Genomic DNA, 20,022 nt, shown 5'->3' on the forward strand with positions numbered 1-20,022 from the left:
TGACTTACTTGGTCCAGAATTGCTTACTACTAACGAGAGCCTGAACGAATTCATTCATATTGTAGTCTTTGCTTTTTGCAGTGCTTAGGATTTTCTGAGTTAAATCTTCATCGGTAAAGGCATAAGGACGACCAAGACCATACTCAATGAGGGCTTCGCTAAAACCACGCGCAAAGTCGTCTTTCTTATCGTAAATCCTATCTCTTAGCTCAAAGAAATCGGCAAAAGATGGTCCTTTATGAAAGGCGCCGGAGGCATCGACAATGCCCTTCTTATTGGTCTTAGAAATAGCATGTTTATCTTTTGTACGCCACTGACCAATGGCATTGAAGTTTTCTAAACCAAAGCCAATGGGATCAATTTTACGGTGACAGCTGGCACACTGAGGTTCTTCCTGGTGAGCGATTAACTTTTCTTTCTTAGAGATTTTTTTATCAGCTAAACGAGAGAGCTGAGGAACATTCGCCGGTGCTGGCGGGGGTGGATCATTGAGCATGTAACGAAGTACCCAGGCACCGCGTTCCACTGGGCTGCTTTCCATACCATCACTGCCCATGGCACTAATCGCCGCCATGCCCAAAAGACCTCCGCGAGGGGATTTATCTAAAAGTTCAACTTTGCGGAACTCTTCGCCTTCTACACCTGTCATACCGTAGTGAGCTGCCATCATACCATTAACCACCACAAAATCACTTTTGATGAGCTTATGCAGTTGACCGCTGTCTTTGGAACGGAGTAAGTGAAGGATAGTTTGGTACACTTCTTCACGGGAAGCTCTACGTAAATTTTGATCAAATTCACGGAAGTTCGTCACACTAAACTGGAATAAATCTAAACGTTGCATATCCAGCCATTGATGAGTTAAGCCAGCCACAAATCGATGTGCTTTGGGGTCCTTAAGCATGCGCTCAACCTGCTGACGCAAAACAGTTACATTGCTTAACTTGTTTTCTTTAACAACATTCAAGAGCTCCGCATCGGGAGGTGAACTCCAAAGGAAATAAGAAAGTCTTACTGCGGCTTCGAGGTTGCTTAACTGACGTGTTTTATCGTAACCCACTTCATTTTTATAAATAAAACGAGGAGAGGAAACGATGATGCTCAAGGGCGTTCTAATGGCTATATCAAAATCTTTCTCCATGGTCAGTCTATTTTTAAAGATCGCCATGACTGATTCAATAAATTCAGGTCTTGCTTTGTTTGTTCTAAAAGCTTCCTTGGAAAACTCTGTAAGTATATAACGTGCTCTTTGAATATCAGACAAACCTTCTTTATCGCGGTAGGCATCGTAGATTTTTGCCAGTTTTCCTGACTGAGGCTTAGCAATAGGCCCCTCTATTTCTACCCAATCAACCCAAGTCGAAGGTTCGTGGCCGTAACCATTTCTCTTTTTTTCTGCATGATAAACCTTACGCAGCTCATGCCAGGATGTGGGACGTCTTTCGCGTATAGCAAACTCGCGCTGAGTATCTGCTCTCACCTCAAATTCAGTTTCAATAACTCTGGGATTTGTTACCGAGCCCTGAACCTGAATTGCTTTGATTGGGAAGCCTTCAAAATCACCTCTATCATCAATGGGACCCCCAGGATGACCGAACTCAAGGAAATTACGATATGCCGGACTGCCTTCAACTGCGCCTGCCGAAACGCGAAGTTTATAAGTCCCAACAGGCATTTTTCCAGGAACCAACTCGAGCCTGGTTACACCATAATTAAGTTGAAGATAGGTGCCGTTTTCTCTGTGAGGCAAATTATGAAAATGCTTATGATATTCATAATCATTTTTTGACAACTCATAGAATTTTGCCGCATTAAAAAGATTGTATTTCAAGCCAAAATCCTTTGGATGTGGAGCCCCGTCGAGATAGGAAAGTTTTTCGTAATAGCGCCTTAAAAAAGCTTTATCTTTTTTTGACATCTTGGCTATAGTTTCGGCATTTTCCGGTCTTGCTGCAAATTCGTCTACAGCCTTTTTCAGCGCTTCAAACTTTTTGAAAAGTTCATCGGATTTCTTTAATCGCTGTTTCAATTTGGGATTGCCAATATCTTCTGCCTCTATACGGTAAACAAAAGGCTTCGCATTCTGAGCCGCTCTTTGTTCGTAAAATTCATCTATGGCTTTACGCCCCAGCTTTAAGTATTGCTCAAACTTGTCTCCCGACATGAAGAGAGAAGCCCCCACTGTATCGAAATCAGTTGAACCGTCATCGCTGGGCAAAATATTTTCATCCAGTTCGACCCCAACTAAACTTTGAATACTATTTTTGTATTCGCGTTTATTGAGGCGACTCATGGTAATTTTACCACCACTGTCGGAAAGTACTTTCCTTGCTGTGACCATGGTGTCGGACAAGCTTTCCAGGAAGTCAGCTTTCTCATGACTATTAGGCTGTTTTTTATCTTCGGGAGGCATATCGCCTGCATTGATGGCACTGAGTACACGCTGCCATTGCTCGGCCTGCTCAATCGTTGTTATATTAAAGTCCAGATCCTCAAGGTTAACTTTACCTTCCTGCTTTTCTTCGTCGTGGCAGTTTAGGCAGTAATTTGCCAGGAAATCAAAGTTTTTTTCAGGTAAAACAGCTTGGGGTTTTTCGGCCTGAGCACTCAAGCCCATAAGGAAACAGGATAAACCAGTTAAAACTTTCTTCATGCCTGGAGCTCCTTAACAATACCAGTACTATCACCGTGACTATCAACTTTCACACCTACTCCCTGCAACATCGTTAACCATACGTTGTTAAGAGGGGTTCCTTCTTCCAGAACCATATTGTGACCAAGTTTTATATTGGCTGCTCCACCCATAAGTATGGTTGGACAGTTATTTAAATAGTGAATGGAACGAATATTGGAACCAAAAGCCAAAGCAATATTATCGTAGAGGCTGGAGCCATCGACTTCTTTAGTGGCTTTTAGTTGATTGATCAGGCCATTGAGTAATTTTGATTGAGCTAAATCTCTTGCTTTTGACGCTTCTTCCTGAACCGTACCAGGTGCATAATGACTCATGGCGTGAGGGTTGCCACCAATGAATCTCTTCAGAGGCTGTCTGTAGGTAATCACTCGAGTGCTATCAGTTTGCAGGGCTGCAATCATGATTTTATACATGGTTTCAATTTCCTCAGGCCCACTCAATCCATCAGCGGGTGCGCCAAAAGGAGCTTTTGCCTTGGGAACATTCATCCAGGCTTCGGTTTTGCTCAAACGAGTTTCAATATCGCGAATGCCCTGGAAGTACTCACCGATCTTGTCTTTATCCGATTTATTCAAGGAACGTTGAATATCTTTAGCTTCGATGTGAACAGAGTCCAGAATACTACGCTTTTCAGCTAGTAGAGCCTTGCGCTGCTCAATGGGAAGATTGTCAGCTGAAAATAACTTATGATAAGCCTGCAAAGGAGAATTCCAGCCGGATACCGGCTTGCCGTTTTGATCCCAGGCTAAAGAAAGACCTGGACCATGACCTGAGCCATTAGTGTCATCAGAAGATAATTGTATAGACGAATAACGGGTGTACTTGCCAAACTGGGCAGCCGCAAGCTGATCGGCAGAAATTGTGTTGGAAAAAGACTGACCAGGCGTGCCATATTGATTAGCTCCTGTTAACCAGTATGTGCTGCCCCAGTGAGCTTGACGGGAAAACTTGTGCTCACAGCCCTGCACAAAAGTGAAGTTTTTCTGATTGCGAGCTAAAGGAGAAAGTCCCTTGGGTAATTTATAGCCTGTACCCGTTTCTGATTTACTTGGATACCAACTTTCCTGCGTTACACCAAAGCCCATACTCATGAAAGCCAGCCTTTTAGGCGGTACTGGTGTTTTTCTATCGGCGGCTGAAGCAAAAGCTTTAAAGCCTGCTGACTCGAGTAATGGCAATGCAACAAAAGCACCCGAACCACGCAAAAAATGACGTCTGTTGATATTTGATTTCATGAGTTCTTTCCAATTAGTAATTCAAAATTCTTTTTAGCTATCCCTGCTCTTTACTTGATGAATATTTTTTATACTCAAAATATATTCCATTATCAGCTCAGTTGCTATTGATAGCATTCTTTAACTTAAGATTGTATCGAAAACCTGAATAATGACAAATTCCACAAGAAAATGAGTTTATAGCTGATTTTTCTAATGAAGTTTACCTTTATCGACAGAAAATAAGTTTATTGATGCCGGGAGCGTCGCATTCCAATGCGGCACTTTTTACTAAGGATTCGCTAAATTATTTTGGGGTTTTAAAATGGCTGTGAGCGCCGATTGCTAATCGGCACACCTTAAAGCGGGTCATGTAAATTGGTGAATTGATTGAACAAGGGTTTGTGAAAAAAAACATTGAATTGAGCACGACATTTAATGCCGATTAGCAATCGGCGTTCCCGGGTATTTATCCACAGCTTTAATCCGCATTGGAATGCGAGGCTCCCAGCTAATTATCTAGAAATTGATGACTGCTCCACTTTCTGAAAAGATGTAATCGACTCCCAGCCCCTTTAAAGAAGTTAAGTGCTGGGGAGAGACATGACCATCAACAAACCAAAGATTTGCTTTCTCACTGTGTCGAGTATGAATTCTCAATGCTGATGATCTACCTTTATTTTTATATCCATATTCGTAAGTATTCCATTGTTTTAAGACGCCATTACTTAACTTAGCTGAATCGGCATACCAAAAAAACTCTGATGGTGATTCCACTTCAGTAATCTTAAAACCGAAATACGGAGTTTTTACCTCTCCTGGACGAGGCTCTCTCCAATTGTACTCTCTTGGAGCACCATAACTTACATAATGTTCATTAGTCCAATCTCCGTCAAAAGGCAGTGAGGGGCAAGTCATAGCTTCTTCTGTCCAGTTTATATATCCACCTTCTTTTAGAGATCCAGTCCACCAAGACGACTTAGTATAAGGTAAACTTCCGGAAGCACCAGCGGCAGGGACCTTACGATCATTATCCATGGCAAAGGCAAATGCCGATACGCCGAGTTGATTCAAATTAGAAGCACACACTGCTGCTCGACTCTGCTTTCTAGCCGAACTTAAAGTCGGGATCAATAATGACACAAGAATGGCAATAATGGCCAGAACCACCATAATTTCTATTAAACTAAATCTTTTCATATTTATAAGCTCCTTAGATAATATTTTTATTTAATCATCGTGAGGTGACATGGCTATGACAAATCTTGACTTAGATAAAGCACAAAGCCTAGATCCTTATATAAAAGAGTCATTTAACACAAAAAAGTAGTTGTAAACAATTCCAATACCAACACTCTACCCAGGAAATATATTTGTCGAATCATGCCGCTGAGAGCACCGATTATCAATTGAATTAGTAGGCTATTTGCGTCCCGCTTTCTGTCCAGCCACTGTTAAAACCAAGTTGCTTCAAGGTGCCAATTTTATGGGGAGCTACATGACCGTCAATAAACCAAATATTGCCCGCTTCATTATGGCGTGTATGAATTCTCATGCCTGCGTGATCTACTCCACTGCGAAAGACAAAATTAATCCACTGCTTTTCAGCTCCAGCTCCTTTAGCCGAATCAGCGTACCAGAAAAATTCTGATGGTGACTCAACTTGAGTCATTTTAACGCCTTCATAAATTTTATTATCATCATCATCCCTAATAACTATGCGTCCTGTACGATGATCCCTAGCCCTGTTGCCTTCGTTTGCTGCACCATAAGTTAAATAATTTTCACTATGCCAGTCCCCCTCATAGGGTAGTGATGGACAAGTAAATGACTCTTCTGACTTCTCTATATAATTTCCATTTTGCAGGTGCCAATCCCACCAAGAACTACCTGAGGATTTTCCAGAATAAATAATCCGCCCTTCGTTATCTAGAGCAAACATGATTGATGCCGCACCCAACTGCTTCAAATTGGAAGCACATACTGTTGCACGACTCTTCTTCCTAGCAGAACTTAAAGTCGGTATTAATAAAGACACCAAAACACCAATAATTGCCATAACAACTAAAATTTCTATCAAACTAAATTTTTTCTGCATCTTTCAATTTCCATATGATTATTAATTACATAGAGAATTATCGTGAAAATCCCGCAGATGACTGCTCTTGACAAGAACTGATTTTAAAAAAAAACATAAATCCGATATTGTTATATAAATAGAACGATATCACAACAAAAAATTAAGCGCTTATAAAACACTGAAGTTCAAAATTATAGACGGGAAATACCACAGATAAAAACAATTAAAACAGCAGATTCAATGTCGCTGGGAGCACCGATTGCTAATCGGCAATTCGTAATGTGGAAAAATAATTAAAACAGCAGATTCAATGTCGCTGGGAGCGCCGATTGCTAATCGGCAATTCGTAATGTGGAAAAATAATTAAAACAGCAGATTCAATGTGCTGGGCTTTTCTGAGTGCACTTACAACTAGAATTCGAGATTAATTAACGAATTTCTGAAACCATGCTGGTCGCCTCTGCTCCAATACTTCTAGATAGGTCTTTTCATTATATGGAGTTCTCGTTTTCCAACAACTGTACATGATACGAATCCATTTGTACGCCAAAGCTCTAAGTATTGTGAAGTGAGGTATGTTTAGAGCTTTCTTATGATAATAAAATTCATGTGCCCATATTGATGACCTTATGGAATTATTGGCAAACTCAACAAAACTAAGTTGAGTGAACCTGTCGCATAAAAAACGTCTTCGGACAATATTCATTTTCCCACTCTGAATTGTCACAGGAGCTATTTCACTGATTTTAAGAGCCTCATTTACAGACTGAAATTTTTCTCGATCGTTTCCAAAGAAGGCCATAAGACGTGGTCCGATACTAGGACCTGCTCCTGGAAATGATTGGAATATTTCATGATCTTCATTTTCCCTATAAGCTTGCTCAATTTTTTCGTCATAAGCTTTAATAACCTTATTTAAACTCCGGATTCTGTGGCAGAATTGTTGTATCTCAAATATGTAGTAATCCACCTCATCTTCATCATTAACAACAATAACAGAAGCGCGTAATATTTGAACCCTCACTTTTGTTTTTGTATGGCTTGTACTGCGTTTGTTAAAGAATTTAGTAATGCCGATTTGATGAGCATTAATGATATCCTGCGGGCTTGGATATTTATCCAAAAAATCTAGAAACATGTCTGCATATAAATGATTCCCCACGACTTTGAGTGCATTTGGATAATAGATCTTCAACAATGCAGTGAGTTGATTAGTTAAACGAGTTCTATCATTTACTAAATCACGCCTTTTTATATTCAGTCGCTTCAGTTTTCCTTTTGAAAAAGATTCGTCTACTCTTTTAACTTTATCAGGGTGTTTTAAGTATAGTTCAAGTAATGATTTGGTATCTGCTCGGTCACTTTTCGCGCCACTAAGATGGAATGTTTTAGCAAACTTCGAAGAAGTGGTCGGGTGAACTGTATAGACATCAAATTCACTAATGGATATCAATAAATTCATCAGTGCAGATTGGCAGCTTTCGATGACAACCGCGATGGGATCATTAACAGATTCAAGTATGAGTTCATTAAAGAATTTTTTGAGCGTAAGTAAATCACTACTGATAACTTTACATTCTTCTTCACAATCCCGAAGGATTCGTAGATCATGCTTTTGATCAGCCCAGTCAATCGCAATAATAACTGAGTATTCAGATGGCTTTTTAGTTCTTGTATAATACATTTTTACTCCTTAGGAATATATAGATTTAAAAGTCAGCGTGCGAAATTCCTATAGCATTCGTGGTGGAAGCTTTCTGAGTATTCGTCTTGCTGATAATCATTCCCGGTCGAAGTGCCCAGAAAGTCTTTCAAAGACAGGAGCGCCAATTCGTACCGAGAATAATTAAATTTATATGTTCCTTTTTTAATTCTAAAATTTCTCCCCCAGACCCCCTCATTATATTTATCTATTTAATTACTTGGACTACTATAGGAGCGCCGCATTCCTATGCGGCATTTCTAATAGCGCTTATAAAACTCTACTGAATTAAGTAGTAATGGTTTATGGAAAAACTTTTTTATTGAATTGAGCCCGAAGTTTAGTGCCGCATTGGAATGCAACGCTCCCGGCTTTCAAATCCTCAAATAGACGATTCATTATATCCCCAATCTAAATGCCGCATTGGAATGCGGCGCTCCCAGGTATTGCCATACGGGCAGATACGCTTTATCCACATTTTAAGCCGCATTGGAATGCGGCGCTCCCAGGTATTGCCATACGGGCAGATACGCTTTATCCACATTTTAAGCCGCATTGGAATGCGGCGCTCCTATAGTAGTCCAAGTAATTAAATAGATAAATATAATGAGGGGGTCTGGGGGAGAAATTTTAGAATTAAAAAAGGAACATATAAATTTAATTATTCTCGGTACGAATTGGCGCTCCTGTCTTTGAAAGACTTTCTGGGCACTTCGACCGGGAATGATTATCAGCAAGACGAATACTCAGAAAGCTTCCACCACGAATGCTATAGGAATTTCGCACGCTGACTTTTAAATCTATATATTCCTAAGGAGTAAAAATGTATTATACAAGAACTAAAAAGCCATCTGAATACTCAGTTATTATTGCGATTGACTGGGCTGATCAAAAGCATGATCTACGAATCCTTCGGGATTGTGAAGAAGAATGTAAAGTTATCAGTAGTGATTTACTTACGCTCAAAAAATTCTTTAATGAACTCATACTTGAATCTGTTAATGATCCCATCGCGGTTGTCATCGAAAGCTGCCAATCTGCACTGATGAATTTATTGATATCCATTAGTGAATTTGATGTCTATACAGTTCACCCGACCACTTCTTCGAAGTTTGCTAAAACATTCCATCTTAGTGGCGCGAAAAGTGACCGAGCAGATACCAAATCATTACTTGAACTATACTTAAAACACCCTGATAAAGTTAAAAGAGTAGACGAATCTTTTTCAAAAGGAAAACTGAAGCGACTGAATACAAAAAGGCGTGATTTAGTAAATGATAGAACTCGTTTAACTAATCAACTCACTGCATTGTTGAAGATCTATTATCCAAATGCACTCAAAGTCGTGGGGAATCATTTATATGCAGACATGTTTCTAGATTTTTTGGATAAATATCCAAGCCCGCAGGATATCATTAATGCTCATCAAATCGGCATTACTAAATTCTTTAACAAACGCAGTACAAGCCATACAAAAACAAAAGTGAGGGTTCAAATATTACGCGCTTCTGTTATTGTTGTTAATGATGAAGATGAGGTGGATTACTACATATTTGAGATACAACAATTCTGCCACAGAATCCGGAGTTTAAATAAGGTTATTAAAGCTTATGACGAAAAAATTGAGCAAGCTTATAGGGAAAATGAAGATCATGAAATATTCCAATCATTTCCAGGAGCAGGTCCTAGTATCGGACCACGTCTTATGGCCTTCTTTGGAAACGATCGAGAAAAATTTCAGTCTGTAAATGAGGCTCTTAAAATCAGTGAAATAGCTCCTGTGACAATTCAGAGTGGGAAAATGAATATTGTCCGAAGACGTTTTTTATGCGACAGGTTCACTCAACTTAGTTTTGTTGAGTTTGCCAATAATTCCATAAGGTCATCAATATGGGCACATGAATTTTATTATCATAAGAAAGCTCTAAACATACCTCACTTCACAATACTTAGAGCTTTGGCGTACAAATGGATTCGTATCATGTACAGTTGTTGGAAAACGAGAACTCCATATAATGAAAAGACCTATCTAGAAGTATTGGAGCAGAGGCGACCAGCATGGTTTCAGAAATTCGTTAATTAATCTCGAATTCTAGTTGTAAGTGCACTCAGAAAAGCCCAGCTCTCTTACTTCGAGTGAAATTCTTTTGACTGAACAATGGCATGTAAGAACTCACTGAGGGCATAGTTTTTGCTCTTAGCTGAATCCAAAATGTCATTTGCCAAATCTTCGTCAGTAAAAGCAAAAGAACGACCTAGAGAGTAAGCTACTAAAGCTTCAGTCAAACCACGGGCAAAGTCATCTTTGCGCTGGGCGATGATATCGCGCATTTCAAAATAGTTACCAAACTCCGGACCATTGTGAAATTGCCCGGCAATTTCGATGAGTCCTTTGGGGTTATTCTCAGTCACTTCGTGTTTATCTTCCAGGCGCCACTTACCTGCCGCACCAAAGTTTTCCAGACCAAGACCAATAGGGTCAATCTTACGGTGACAACTGGCACACTGAGCCTTCTCCTGATGAGCAAAAAGCTTTTCGCGAGTTGTCAGCTTTTTGCCCTTCAAGCGGGAAAGTTGTGGAACATTTGCCGGCGCCGGTGGTGGGGGATTATTTAACAAATGACGCAAGACCCAGGCACCGCGCTCAACCGGACTTGATTCAACGCCGTCACTACCCATGGCGTGAATTGCTGCCATACCAAGTAAACCGCCACGTGGAGAATTCTCCGGTAATTTTACTTTGCGGAACTCATCTCCCTCAACCCCTTCAAGACCATAGTAAGTCCCTAGAAGACCATTGATGATAACAAAGTTACTCTTCAGGAAGTTACCGATATAACCGCCATCATTACCTCTCAGTAGATGAGCAAATGTTTTATAGACTTCCTGACGGGAAGCCGCTCGGGTACTTTCATCAAACTCACGATGTAAGCTGACATCGAACTGAAATAAATCCAAACGCTGCATATCCAACCACTGATGCACAAAGGCGGCGATGAATTTATCTGAGCGCTTATCTGCAATCATACGATCTACTTGCTGACGAAGAACATCTGACTGCTTTAACTTACCTTCTTTGGCAAGTTCCAAGAGTTGCTCATCTGGAGGACTACTCCACAAGAAATAAGCCAAACGAACGGCGAGTTCACGTTGATTAAGATCACGGCGGTTTTCATCTGTTCCCGGTTCATCGAGATAAAGGAAACCCGGAGAAGCCAAAATGATACTCAATGGAAGTTTGATAGCCTCTTCAAAAGGGCTCCAATCAGAAATACCGACTGAGCCATTGCTGCGTTCTGCTTCATACAAAGCCATCAATTGATCCAGAAACTCTTCCGAAGCATCGGTTTCGCGCATAATCGCATGAGCAAAATCTTTCAAAGCAGCTCTAACTTCTCTGGCTTCCCACCCGTAGTCACGAGGGTTGCCTGCAACCTTAATCTGATGCTTAGCGAAAACCTTCTCAAGAATACTCATGTTTTCATTGCTTCTTATGGGGCCTTCCACCTCAACCCAGTCGATCCAGATAGAAGCCGGAGTTCCATAGCCGTTTTGCTTCTTGTCTCTGGCAAAAACAGGTCGCAAAGCAGTTCCTTTGGCTGGTTGTCTTTCCTGAACAGAAAATACGCGCGGCGTATCAGCCCTTACCAGGACTTCAGTCTCGATTAAACTGGGTTGAGCGACAGTACCGGTAATATGGTGAGTGCTTATGGGAAAACCATCTAAGCCATTTTGAAGTTGATGAGGGTGTCCCAGTTCGATAAAGTGCCTGAAATCAGGTGCGCCTTCAGCAATACCGGCACTTATTCTAATTTTATAAATCCCTGGAGGCATAGTTCCGGCAGGTGGTGAAATATCTACGCGGCCAACTCCCCAAGTCGTTTTTAAATAGGTGCCTCGATCATTGCCAGGCAGACTTAAATAATGTTTGGTGTAATTATAATTACGATCCTTAGTGATCTGAGCGAATAAAGCTCTACCCGCATCACGAAAACCATAGTCTTTGGGCTTGGGAGTATTTTTCAATTTTTCAGCATTTCGATAAAACAGCTGATCCTCGGGGAAGTTCTTTTTATTATTTTTCTTAAACTCCGGTAGCATTGCTTGATTTTCCGGTAAGTCAGCAACCTTATCAACTGCAGCTTTCCATGCATCTATTCGTCTTTGCCTGTCTTCCATCACAAGCACAGACTTTCGAAGTTTAGGATTCATTGTCTCTTCAGGTTCGACACGGTAAGCCATAGGTCTAGTGATGCCTTTAGTTTTCTGACGTTCAAAAAACTCATCCAAAGCCTTATGACCAATTTCTAAATACTTCTCGAATTGATCACTGGAGATAAATTGCGATGACCCGGAAGTGTCGTAACTACCACCTCCGCCATCCTGTGGCAGGTCAGCTACATCTACTTCCACACCAAGTGCTTCTCTAATAGTATTTTGGTACTCACGGCGATTAAGTCGGCGTATAGTGATCTTACCTCCGGAATCTGAAAGTAGTTTACGAGCATCAACCATAGTCGCAGCCAAATCGTCAAGGAAATCTGCCTTTTCTTCGTTTGTCGGCTGCTTTTTATCTTCTGGAGGCATTTCACCAGAATTCAAAGCCGCAAGAACTTTTTGCCAATGCTCAGCCTGTTCAATGCTTGTTATATTAAAATCTAGGTCCTCGAGATTAACTTTACCTTCCTGCTTTTCTTCATCGTGGCAATTGAGGCAGTAATTCGCTAGGAAGTCAAAGTTCTTTTCAGGTAAAATAGCTTGAGGATTTTCGGCTTGAGCACTCAAGCCCATAAGAACGCAGGATAAACCGGTAAAAACTTTCTTCATGCCATTAACTCTTTAACAATTCCTGTGCTGTCACCATGGCTGGAGGCTTTCACACCTGCGCCCTGCAGCATACTCAACCATACATTACATAAAGGTGTATCTTCTGGTAAAACCAGGTTTTGCCCCTGCTTGAAGTTAGAACCACCACCTGCGAGTAAAGTCGGGCAATCAGTTAAATAATGAGCCTTTTGCAAAAGTCATAAAACAAGCTGAATAAAAGTAGAAACATGTTATCTCAATAGTTACCAAAACAAAAAGAGAAAAAACATGAATCTACCCGGCTTATGGGATACCATAGAAAAGTATTTATTTCCAGGCTTAGAAGAACTTTTAGGCGGAGAATTAACTAAGAAAGAGAAAGAGTTTGTTCGCATCTGCACAATAACTGAGCTTGATCAGTTCAGCCATGAATTTGAATGGTGTGGATTTGGGCGACCTCCGAAAGATCATTTTAATATAGTGAAAGCTTACATAGCCAAATCCGTTTATAACTTCGATACAACAAGATCTTTTATAGACTTTCTCAAATCAAGTACAAAGATACGTCGTTTATGTGGTTGGGAATTTGCAAAACAGCTTCCTCATGAAAGTACTTTTTCTAGAGTATTTGCAGAAATCACCGCCTCTCAGCTCTGCCAAAGAATCCATGAATTCTTAGTGGTAAAACATTGTGGAGACACCTTAGTACCGCACATTAGTAGAGATTCTTCAGCAATTGAAGCTAGAGAAAAAGTCATGTCTGAACCAGGGGCTGAGCCTAAAGCCCCTAAGAAACGAGGGCGGCCTAAAAAAGGTGAGATCCGAATTAAAGAAAAAACCGTAGTGGAAAAGCAGGTCGACCGGTCACTTGAAGAAAACTTAAAAGAGCTCCCAACGCACTGTAATAAAGGGACAAAGAAAAACAGTAATGGTTATAAAGTTTCATGGAAAGGCTACAAGCTTCACTTAGATTGTATTGATGGAGATATACCAGTCGCAGGCCTATTGAGTTCAGCGTCTTTACACGACAGCCAAGCGGCAATCCCTTTAGCACAGATTAGCGCACAACGCATAACTAATTTATATGATTTAATGGATGCAGCCTATGATTCACCTTCTATCCATAAATTCAGCCATCTTTTAGGACATAAATCTATTATTGATCACAATCCTAGAAAAACTGGGGAGAAAAAGATTTTTGACCCGCCTGAAAAAGAACGGTACAAACAGCGGTCATCTGTTGAAAGAGTCTTTTCGAACTTAAAAGACAACTATGGTGGTAGGATGATCAGAGTACGAGGACATGCAAAAGTCATGACTCATCTAATGTTTGGCATTATTGCAATAACAGCAAACCAACTCTTCAAGACTATTTAGCAACTAACATAAAACTATACGTCATGATCAACTTGCGTCCATTTTTGGCTTGTTTATACTCACATGTATCCAATTTCGAGATACATGTGAGCGAGATCTTAAGATTTATCCTGGATGAACTTTTTAATCACTCTAATTCAGGACTTTTGCAAAAGGATCTAATGAATAGAGCGAATATTAGAACCAAACACCAAAGAGGTGTGATCAAATAGACTGGAGCCGTCAGCTTCTTTAATGGCTTTCAGCTTATCAAATAAACCAGCCAGAAGTTCGCTATGAGTTTTGTCTCTTAGTCTGGAATCATTTTTGCGGCTATCCGAACCATAATGACTCACGTTATGAGAACTGACAGTTACACCGATACTGTCAAGAAGTGTTTGGCCTGGCATTCTGTAAGTCATGACTCTGGTAGAATCTGTTTGTAGCGCGGCGGCCATCAAATCATACATTGTTTTGATGGCTTCTTTACCCTGAAGGCCCTCTTTTGGCTCTGCCAAAGGCGCTTTTGTCTTTGGAATACTCAACCACTGCTCATCTTTAGTCAGTCTCGTTTCAATATCGCGAATACTCTGGAAGTATTCGTCGACCTTATCTGTATCAGATTTTGAGAGGCCGCGCTGAACTCTTTTAGCCTCAGTCAAGACGGCATCGAGCACACTGCGTTTTTTGTTGATAATCGCCTGACGTTGTTCTAGTGGCATTTTTTCTTCTGAAAACAGTTTATGAAAAAGCTTAATCGGCTCATCCAGCCCGGAAACGGGCTTACCATTCTGATCCCACGCTAAAGATAAACCTGGACCATGACCGGCAGCTTTACCTTTTTCACTATCAAGCTGAATGGATTTGAAACGTGTCTCTGCCCCGAATTGATTCGCCGCAAGCTGATCAAGAGAAATACTGTTCGAGAATTTCTGACCCGGAACGGCATAACGGTTTGCTCCAGTCAACCAGAATGTACTACCGTAGTGAGCATCTTGACTATACTGGTGTGTACAGCCCTGAACTATGCTAAAATCCTTTTTGTGTCTAGCTAAAGGAGATAATCCCTCTGAAAGCTTATAGTTAAAGCCAGTATCCTTTTTATCCGGCAACCAGGTCTCCTGAGTCACACCAAAGCCGATTCCAAGACAAACCATTCTTTTAGGAATAACAGCAGTTTTGTTTTTGCTCGAAGCATGAGCCTTATAACCCAGAGATTGCAAAGCCGGTAAGGCAATGAGTGCTCCAGAACCACGTAAAAAGTGACGTCGATTAATATTTGCTTTCATATATCTTTTTCCTCTGATACGAAAAATTGATTATTTACTTATCTAATATTTGTCGTGATTTTAGAGGAAGTGACAAGCACTAAATTTTAGCTATATATTTTTGAGTATTGTTTTTATAAACCCGCTCAAGGCTGATAGATACTACCATACAGAACAAAATTGTATAAATTAAGAATGTGTTAGAGAAAATATACAGTCATTAATAAACTATAAACAAGTCCGTTTATATTGCTTTTCATAGTTTCAGGATACCTGTAATTACTGCAATGATAGCTATAGCGCAGACGAGTCTTTATGGCTTTTCTTCTTTCTCTAGTTTATTCGCCTTCTTGATATTTTTTGCTTTTTTACTCGGAAAAATTTCTTCATCGATATAAGCGGCGGCCTCCTCTAGGTCGAGGCTTCCGGATTTGTTTTTGTCAGCTCTGTTAAAAAAAGTATTTAGATGTGCTTTTTTACCTAAAAACAGTGCAAATTCTTCTTTGTTAAGCAGGCCATCGCCATCCTTGTCTGCAGGTTTGAACATTTCCTCTGGTGTTTTTCTTGATAAGTTCCACCATTCGGTTCTCGTTAATTGAAGCTCGAACTCCTTCAAATTCAGAGCGCCAGATTTATCTCTGTCGCTCTTGGAAAATTTTCTTGGGCCATGTTTGGGACTACGCTCAAGGACTTTTGCGATTTCCGCATAAGACACCTGGCCGTTGCCATCTAGGTCAGTTATTTTAAAAAGTTCAGGCGGAGTCATCTTTAACATTTCTGGAGTGGGCTCGACGATTTCATTTGTAACTGGCAAAGTAAGAGTAGCAGATTGAATAATCTCATCCTTGACTGAAACAGATATAGCATAATCAGCTTTGATCACTTTTTCAGTATTTTCAAAACTAAGGAATTTGATTTTACTTTGCTCATCTATTGTCAGCTTGCGAAGATAATTATCCCGCGAAAGCACCTCAACCTTGTTGCCCTCGACTTTTGTAACGACACCAATAATCAAAGAACTCTTCGGGCCTTTAAGGCTTTTTTGTGCATAGAGCTGTAATGAACTTAGGCAAAAGTAAACTAGCATTACCCTAATTAAAACTCTTTTACAGAATATCATCGTCCCCCCTATTTAGACTGAAATTCTTTTGATTGCACTATGCCGTGAATGAAGTCGACCAATTGATAATCTTGGCTCTTTGCTGATGACAATATTTTTGCCGCTAATTCATCATCTGTAAAAGCATAAGGTCGACGCAGGCCATACTCGATGAGAGCCTCGATGAAGCCCTGAGTAAAATCATCTTTTCTTTCGCTGATTCGATCTCTCAATTCAAAGAAATTAGCAAAAGCAGGACCTTTATAGAAGGCTGCGGAAGCATCGATCTTTTTGGGTTTGAAACCCTTCATTTTTTTTCTATCTTTTTTACCTAGATGTTTTATATCGTACACCTTACGCCACTTCCCTGCGGCATCGAAGTTTTCCAAGCCAAAGCCAATGGGGTCAATTTTGCGATGGCAGCTCGCGCACTGGGGCTCTTTCTGATGGGCGATTAAGCGCTCTCTATGTGTTAACTGTTTGCCATCCAGTTTCGAGATTTGAGGTACATTGGCTGGAGCTGGAGGTGGTGGATCATTGAGTATGTGGCGCAAAACCCAGGCGCCCCGCTCTACAGGATTACTATCTACGCCATCGCTGCCCATGACGTGAATAGCCGCCATGCCTAAAAGGCCGCCTCGCGGAGAGTTGTTTTCCAGCGGAACTTTGCGGTAGTGATCCCCCTTCACACCTTCCAGTCCATAATAAGACGCCATCATAGCGTTGACGACAACATAATCACTTTTTAATAAGTTATGGACTTGTCCCTGCTCTGCAGAGCGCAATAGGTAAAGAAATGATTGATACACTTCTTCACGCGAAGCCTCCCTGGTGTTTTCGTCAAATTCGCGGAAGGTCTGCCCATTAAACTGAAATAAATCCAGGCGTTCCATGTCCAGCCATTGATGTACAAGACCTGCGGCAAAGTTATGTACTTTGGGATCCTTGATCATGCGTTCAACTTCCTGGCGTAAAACTTTTGGATTTCGCAATACTCGCTTTTTGGCAAGGCTAATAAGTCTATCATCCGGAGGCGAGCTCCAAAGAAAGTAAGACAAGCGCACGGCCAACTCGCGATCACTTAAGCCCCGCGGCTTACCCTCCTGCCCAGGTTCATTCAGAAAAATAAATCCGGGCGAAGCCAAAATTATACTCAAGGGCTTTCTAATAGCGATATCGAAGTCTTTGTCAATTTTTAGCTGTCGCTTAAAAATTTCTAGAAGTGCATCGACAAACTGTGCGCTGGGTTGGTTTTCACGCAGAGCTTTAACAGCAAAATCTTTAATAATATTTCGAGCCCGCTTAAATTGATCTCCAGTACTTTTTTCATGATGAAGGTCAAGAATTTGATCCAAGGGCGATTTAGCCTGATTTTGCACTATAGGACCTTCAATTTCTATCCAATCGATCCAAATGGAGGGTTCATGTCCATAACCGTTTCTTGCCTCCTCTTTGTGCATTATCTTCCTTAAGGGGCCCCATTCAGTAGGCTGACGTTCACGAATAACAAAATCACGTCTTGTATCCATCCCCACTCTTATTTGAGCTTCAGTAACATTCGGCTGCCCTGGTCTTCCAGTGATATGCAAAGCCTTAATGGGAAAGCCTTCTAGTTGACTCTTAATATTTTTCCCTTCCTCAGGATGTCCCAACTCGATAAAATGACGGTATGACGGTGACTCTGCCGTGACCCCTCCAGCCACACGTACGGTATAAGTTCCAGGAGGCATCTCTTTTTTGGGGTTTATATGAATGAGCACATTACCGGTGGTGAGCATCAAATAAGCGCCTTTATCGTTATGAGGAAGTCTAGCGTAATGTTGACCGTATTTTCCCCCTCCATAATGTTGGGGCTTTTTAGCATCCTTCTTAGCTTTCGAGCTATTCTCACGAGCCTTTTTGATTAATATTTCAGGCTCTACACGAAAAACAAAGGGCTTAACATTTCGTGCAGCTCTCTTGAGATAGAACTCATCCAGAGCTTTGCGACCGCTTTTTAAATACTCTTCCAATTTGCTGCTGGACAGAAATAATGAGGCACCAACGGTATCGAAATCATTGGAGCCGCCATCAGCTGGAAGGAATTCTTCATCCAGCTTAACGCCTAATAAAGCATCAATACTATTCTGGTACTCTCTTTTATTGAGGCGGCTCATGGTGATTTTTCCGCCACTATCCGAAAGGACTTTTCTGGCATCTACCATGGTATTGGAAAGGCTTTCAAGAAAATCGGCCTTTTCCTTACTCTTGGGCTGTTTTTTGTCTTCAGGGGGCATTTCCCCGGAATTGATTGCATTGAGTACACTCTGCCAGAGTTCAGCCTGTTCAATGGTCTTAATGTGAAAAGGTAAATCTTCGAGGTTCACTTCGCCCTCTTCTTTTTCCGCATCGTGACAATTAAGACAATAATTAGCTAAGAAATCAAAGTTTTTTTCAGGCAAAATGGCTTGAGGTTTTCCTGCCTGGGCACCTAACCCCATAACTAGGCAGGATAAAGTAGTCAAAACTTTTTTCATGCCTGCAATTCCTTAACAATACCAGTGCTGTCACCATGACTTTCAACATTCATACCAACTCCCTGCAGCATGGTCAACCAGACATTATTTAATGGTGTATCCTTAGGTAAAACGAGGTTATGCCCCAATTTTAGATTGGCGGCGCCACCGGAAATAATCGTAGGACAGTTATCCATGTAGTGAATGGAACGAATATTGGACCCAAAAGCTAATGCGACATTATCAAATAGACTTGATCCATCCGCCTCTTTAGTTGCTTTTAATTGATCTATAAAACCAGCAAGCAATTCACAGTGAGCCTTATCTCTTTTCTTTGAAGCCTCCATGGTTTCGCCGGGTTTATAGTGACTCATATTATGCGGGTTATTGCCGATTGCCAAGCTTTGCATTAAGCTGTGAACTGGTAAGCGGTAAGTAATCACACGGGTGCTGTCTGTTTGGAAAGCGGCGACCATCAGTTTATACATGACTTCAATTTCCTGAATACCCTTCAAATTACCGGAGGGTGCTGCTAAAGGTGCCTTTGCTTTGGGAACGTCCAACCAACTCTCTTCCTTACTTAAGCGTGTTTCTATATCGCGTATGGACTGGTAATACTCATTCAGTTTATCCACATCTGTCTTGGTCAAACCCTTTTGAATGCGCTTGGCTTCAATGTGCATTGAATCCAGTACACTGCGTTTATCCGCAATAAGGCTTTGACGCTGAGCGAGCGGCATATCATCTGCAGAAAACATTTTGTGATAAGTCATAAGCGCTGAATTGAAGGCAGGTATGGGCTTACCTCTTTTATCCCAGGCTAAAGAAGTCCCGGGTCCATGACCGCCACTTTTAGTATCTCTGCTATCCAATTGAATAGAGGTAAAACGCGTGTATTTGCCAACGGCATTTGCCATGACCTGATCAGCGGAAATAGTATTGGAAAATGATTGCCCCGGAGTGCCATATTGATTAGCTCCTGTGAGCCAAAAGGTACTTCCCCAGTGTGGCTGACGACTGAATTTGTGCTTACACCCCTGAACGATGGTAAAGTCTTTCTTGTGGCGTTTTAAAGGAGCCAGTCCCTGACTAAGTTTGTAATCAGCTCCTGAGTCTTTGATATCCGGAAACCAGGTTTCCGCAGTTACGCCATAGCCCATGCCCATGAAAGCCAGTCTTTTAGGTGCTAATGTCTTTTTATTGGAGCTGGCAGCAAAGGCCTTAAATCCAGCTGATTCAAGTAACGGCAAGGCCACAAAAGCCCCTGAGCCGCGTAAAAAATGACGTCTGTTAATGTTCATGTGTGT

The 20,022-nt window shown here is 41.2% G+C and carries 13 protein-coding genes and 1 pseudogene; 3 read left to right on the plus strand and 11 right to left on the minus strand.

The features are described 5' to 3' along the window. Positions 1-4: 4 nt before the first annotated feature. The 5 genes from PQO01_RS09035 to PQO01_RS09055 all read right to left on the minus strand — a co-directional run bounded on the left by PQO01_RS09035 (position 5) and on the right by PQO01_RS09055 (position 7,673). Positions 5-2,653, minus strand: coding sequence for a DUF1592 domain-containing protein (locus PQO01_RS09035; RefSeq protein ID WP_274313694.1), 2,649 nt, complete (start codon positions 2,651-2,653; stop codon positions 5-7). Further along, the gene (locus tag PQO01_RS09040) at positions 2,650-3,930 is read right to left on the minus strand and encodes a DUF1552 domain-containing protein (RefSeq protein ID WP_274313695.1); all 1,281 of its coding nucleotides are present in this window, start codon (positions 3,928-3,930) and stop codon (positions 2,650-2,652) included. The genes PQO01_RS09035 and PQO01_RS09040 overlap by 4 nt, the downstream gene beginning before the upstream one ends. 498 nt (positions 3,931-4,428) lie before the next feature. After that, positions 4,429-5,109 (minus strand): prepilin-type N-terminal cleavage/methylation domain-containing protein, encoded by a 681-nt coding sequence (locus tag PQO01_RS09045; RefSeq protein WP_274313696.1) that lies wholly within the window; start codon positions 5,107-5,109, stop codon positions 4,429-4,431. 214 nt (positions 5,110-5,323) lie between these two features. Then, positions 5,324-6,007: a prepilin-type N-terminal cleavage/methylation domain-containing protein gene (locus PQO01_RS09050; protein WP_274313697.1), complete on the minus strand. Its 684-nt coding sequence runs from the start codon at positions 6,005-6,007 to the stop codon at positions 5,324-5,326. A gap of 406 nt (positions 6,008-6,413) precedes the next feature. After that, positions 6,414-7,673 carry an IS110 family transposase gene (locus tag PQO01_RS09055; RefSeq protein ID WP_274312477.1) on the minus strand — a complete coding sequence of 420 codons (1,260 nt, stop codon included), beginning with the start codon at positions 7,671-7,673 and terminating at the stop codon, positions 6,414-6,416. A 433-nt stretch (positions 7,674-8,106) separates the two neighbouring features. On the opposite strand from PQO01_RS09055, the gene PQO01_RS09060 reads away from it, so the two are divergent. Together PQO01_RS09060 and PQO01_RS09065 are read left to right on the plus strand one after the other, a co-directional pair. Next, on the plus strand, positions 8,107-8,268 hold the full coding sequence (locus tag PQO01_RS09060; protein ID WP_274313698.1) for a hypothetical protein: 162 nt from the start codon (positions 8,107-8,109) through the stop codon (positions 8,266-8,268). A gap of 246 nt (positions 8,269-8,514) precedes the next feature. Further along, positions 8,515-9,774 (plus strand): IS110 family transposase, encoded by a 1,260-nt coding sequence (locus tag PQO01_RS09065; protein ID WP_274313421.1) that lies wholly within the window; start codon positions 8,515-8,517, stop codon positions 9,772-9,774. 44 nt (positions 9,775-9,818) lie between these two features. Here PQO01_RS09065 and PQO01_RS09070 read toward each other — a convergent pair whose 3' ends face one another. Both PQO01_RS09070 and PQO01_RS09075 read right to left on the minus strand, forming a co-directional pair. Then, positions 9,819-12,518, minus strand: coding sequence for a DUF1592 domain-containing protein (locus PQO01_RS09070; RefSeq protein ID WP_274313699.1), 2,700 nt, complete (start codon positions 12,516-12,518; stop codon positions 9,819-9,821). After that, a pseudogene (locus tag PQO01_RS09075) lies at positions 12,515-12,700 on the minus strand (DUF1552 domain-containing protein); the annotation flags it as partial. The pseudogene PQO01_RS09075 and the gene PQO01_RS09070, both read right to left, overlap by 4 nt. A gap of 85 nt (positions 12,701-12,785) precedes the next feature. On the opposite strand from PQO01_RS09075, the gene PQO01_RS09080 reads away from it, so the two are divergent. Next, positions 12,786-13,874, plus strand: coding sequence for a transposase (locus tag PQO01_RS09080; protein WP_274312032.1), 1,089 nt, complete (start codon positions 12,786-12,788; stop codon positions 13,872-13,874). 158 nt (positions 13,875-14,032) lie between these two features. Here the strand turns inward: PQO01_RS09080 and PQO01_RS09085 are convergent, their stop codons facing one another. The 4 genes from PQO01_RS09085 to PQO01_RS09100 all read right to left on the minus strand — a co-directional run bounded on the left by PQO01_RS09085 (position 14,033) and on the right by PQO01_RS09100 (position 20,016). Then, positions 14,033-15,142: a DUF1552 domain-containing protein gene (locus tag PQO01_RS09085; RefSeq protein WP_274313701.1), complete on the minus strand. Its 1,110-nt coding sequence runs from the start codon at positions 15,140-15,142 to the stop codon at positions 14,033-14,035. Positions 15,143-15,434: 292 nt separating this feature from the next. Then, positions 15,435-16,208, minus strand: coding sequence for an EF-hand domain-containing protein (locus tag PQO01_RS09090; RefSeq protein ID WP_274313702.1), 774 nt, complete (start codon positions 16,206-16,208; stop codon positions 15,435-15,437). Between the two features lie 41 nt (positions 16,209-16,249). Then, a complete protein-coding gene (locus PQO01_RS09095; protein ID WP_274313703.1) occupies positions 16,250-18,736 on the minus strand; it encodes a DUF1592 domain-containing protein in 2,487 nt (828 codons plus the stop codon). Further along, positions 18,733-20,016, minus strand: a complete 1,284-nt coding sequence (locus PQO01_RS09100) for a DUF1552 domain-containing protein (protein ID WP_274313704.1) — start codon at positions 20,014-20,016, stop codon at positions 18,733-18,735. Before PQO01_RS09100 ends, PQO01_RS09095 begins: the two co-directional genes overlap by 4 nt. Positions 20,017-20,022: the final 6 nt, after the last annotated feature.

The sequence above is a fragment of the Lentisphaera marina genome, from assembly GCF_028745505.1.
GTDB classification, from domain to species: Bacteria; Verrucomicrobiota; Lentisphaeria; order Lentisphaerales; family Lentisphaeraceae; genus Lentisphaera; species Lentisphaera marina.

Excerpts from the sequence above, each read along its gene's own strand:
- PQO01_RS09040 (WP_274313695.1), bottom strand. The coding sequence starts at position 3,930 with ATGAAATCAAATATCAACAGACGTCATTTTTTGCGTGGTTCGGGTGCT.
- PQO01_RS09085 (WP_274313701.1), bottom strand. The coding sequence starts at position 15,142 with ATGAAAGCAAATATTAATCGACGTCACTTTTTACGTGGTTCTGGAGCA.
- PQO01_RS09095 (WP_274313703.1), bottom strand. The coding sequence starts at position 18,736 with ATGAAAAAAGTTTTGACTACTTTATCCTGCCTAGTTATGGGGTTAGGT.
- PQO01_RS09090 (WP_274313702.1), bottom strand. The coding sequence starts at position 16,208 with ATGCTAGTTTACTTTTGCCTAAGTTCATTACAGCTCTATGCACAAAAA.
- PQO01_RS09070 (WP_274313699.1), bottom strand. The coding sequence starts at position 12,518 with ATGAAGAAAGTTTTTACCGGTTTATCCTGCGTTCTTATGGGCTTGAGT.
- PQO01_RS09050 (WP_274313697.1), bottom strand. The coding sequence starts at position 6,007 with ATGCAGAAAAAATTTAGTTTGATAGAAATTTTAGTTGTTATGGCAATT.
- PQO01_RS09065 (WP_274313421.1), top strand. The coding sequence starts at position 8,515 with ATGTATTATACAAGAACTAAAAAGCCATCTGAATACTCAGTTATTATT.
- PQO01_RS09045 (WP_274313696.1), bottom strand. The coding sequence starts at position 5,109 with ATGAAAAGATTTAGTTTAATAGAAATTATGGTGGTTCTGGCCATTATT.
- PQO01_RS09080 (WP_274312032.1), top strand. The coding sequence starts at position 12,786 with ATGAATCTACCCGGCTTATGGGATACCATAGAAAAGTATTTATTTCCA.
- PQO01_RS09055 (WP_274312477.1), bottom strand. The coding sequence starts at position 7,673 with ATGTATTATACAAGAACTAAAAAGCCATCTGAATACTCAGTTATTATT.
- PQO01_RS09035 (WP_274313694.1), bottom strand. The coding sequence starts at position 2,653 with ATGAAGAAAGTTTTAACTGGTTTATCCTGTTTCCTTATGGGCTTGAGT.
- PQO01_RS09100 (WP_274313704.1), bottom strand. The coding sequence starts at position 20,016 with ATGAACATTAACAGACGTCATTTTTTACGCGGCTCAGGGGCTTTTGTG.
- PQO01_RS09060 (WP_274313698.1), top strand. The coding sequence starts at position 8,107 with ATGCCGCATTGGAATGCGGCGCTCCCAGGTATTGCCATACGGGCAGAT.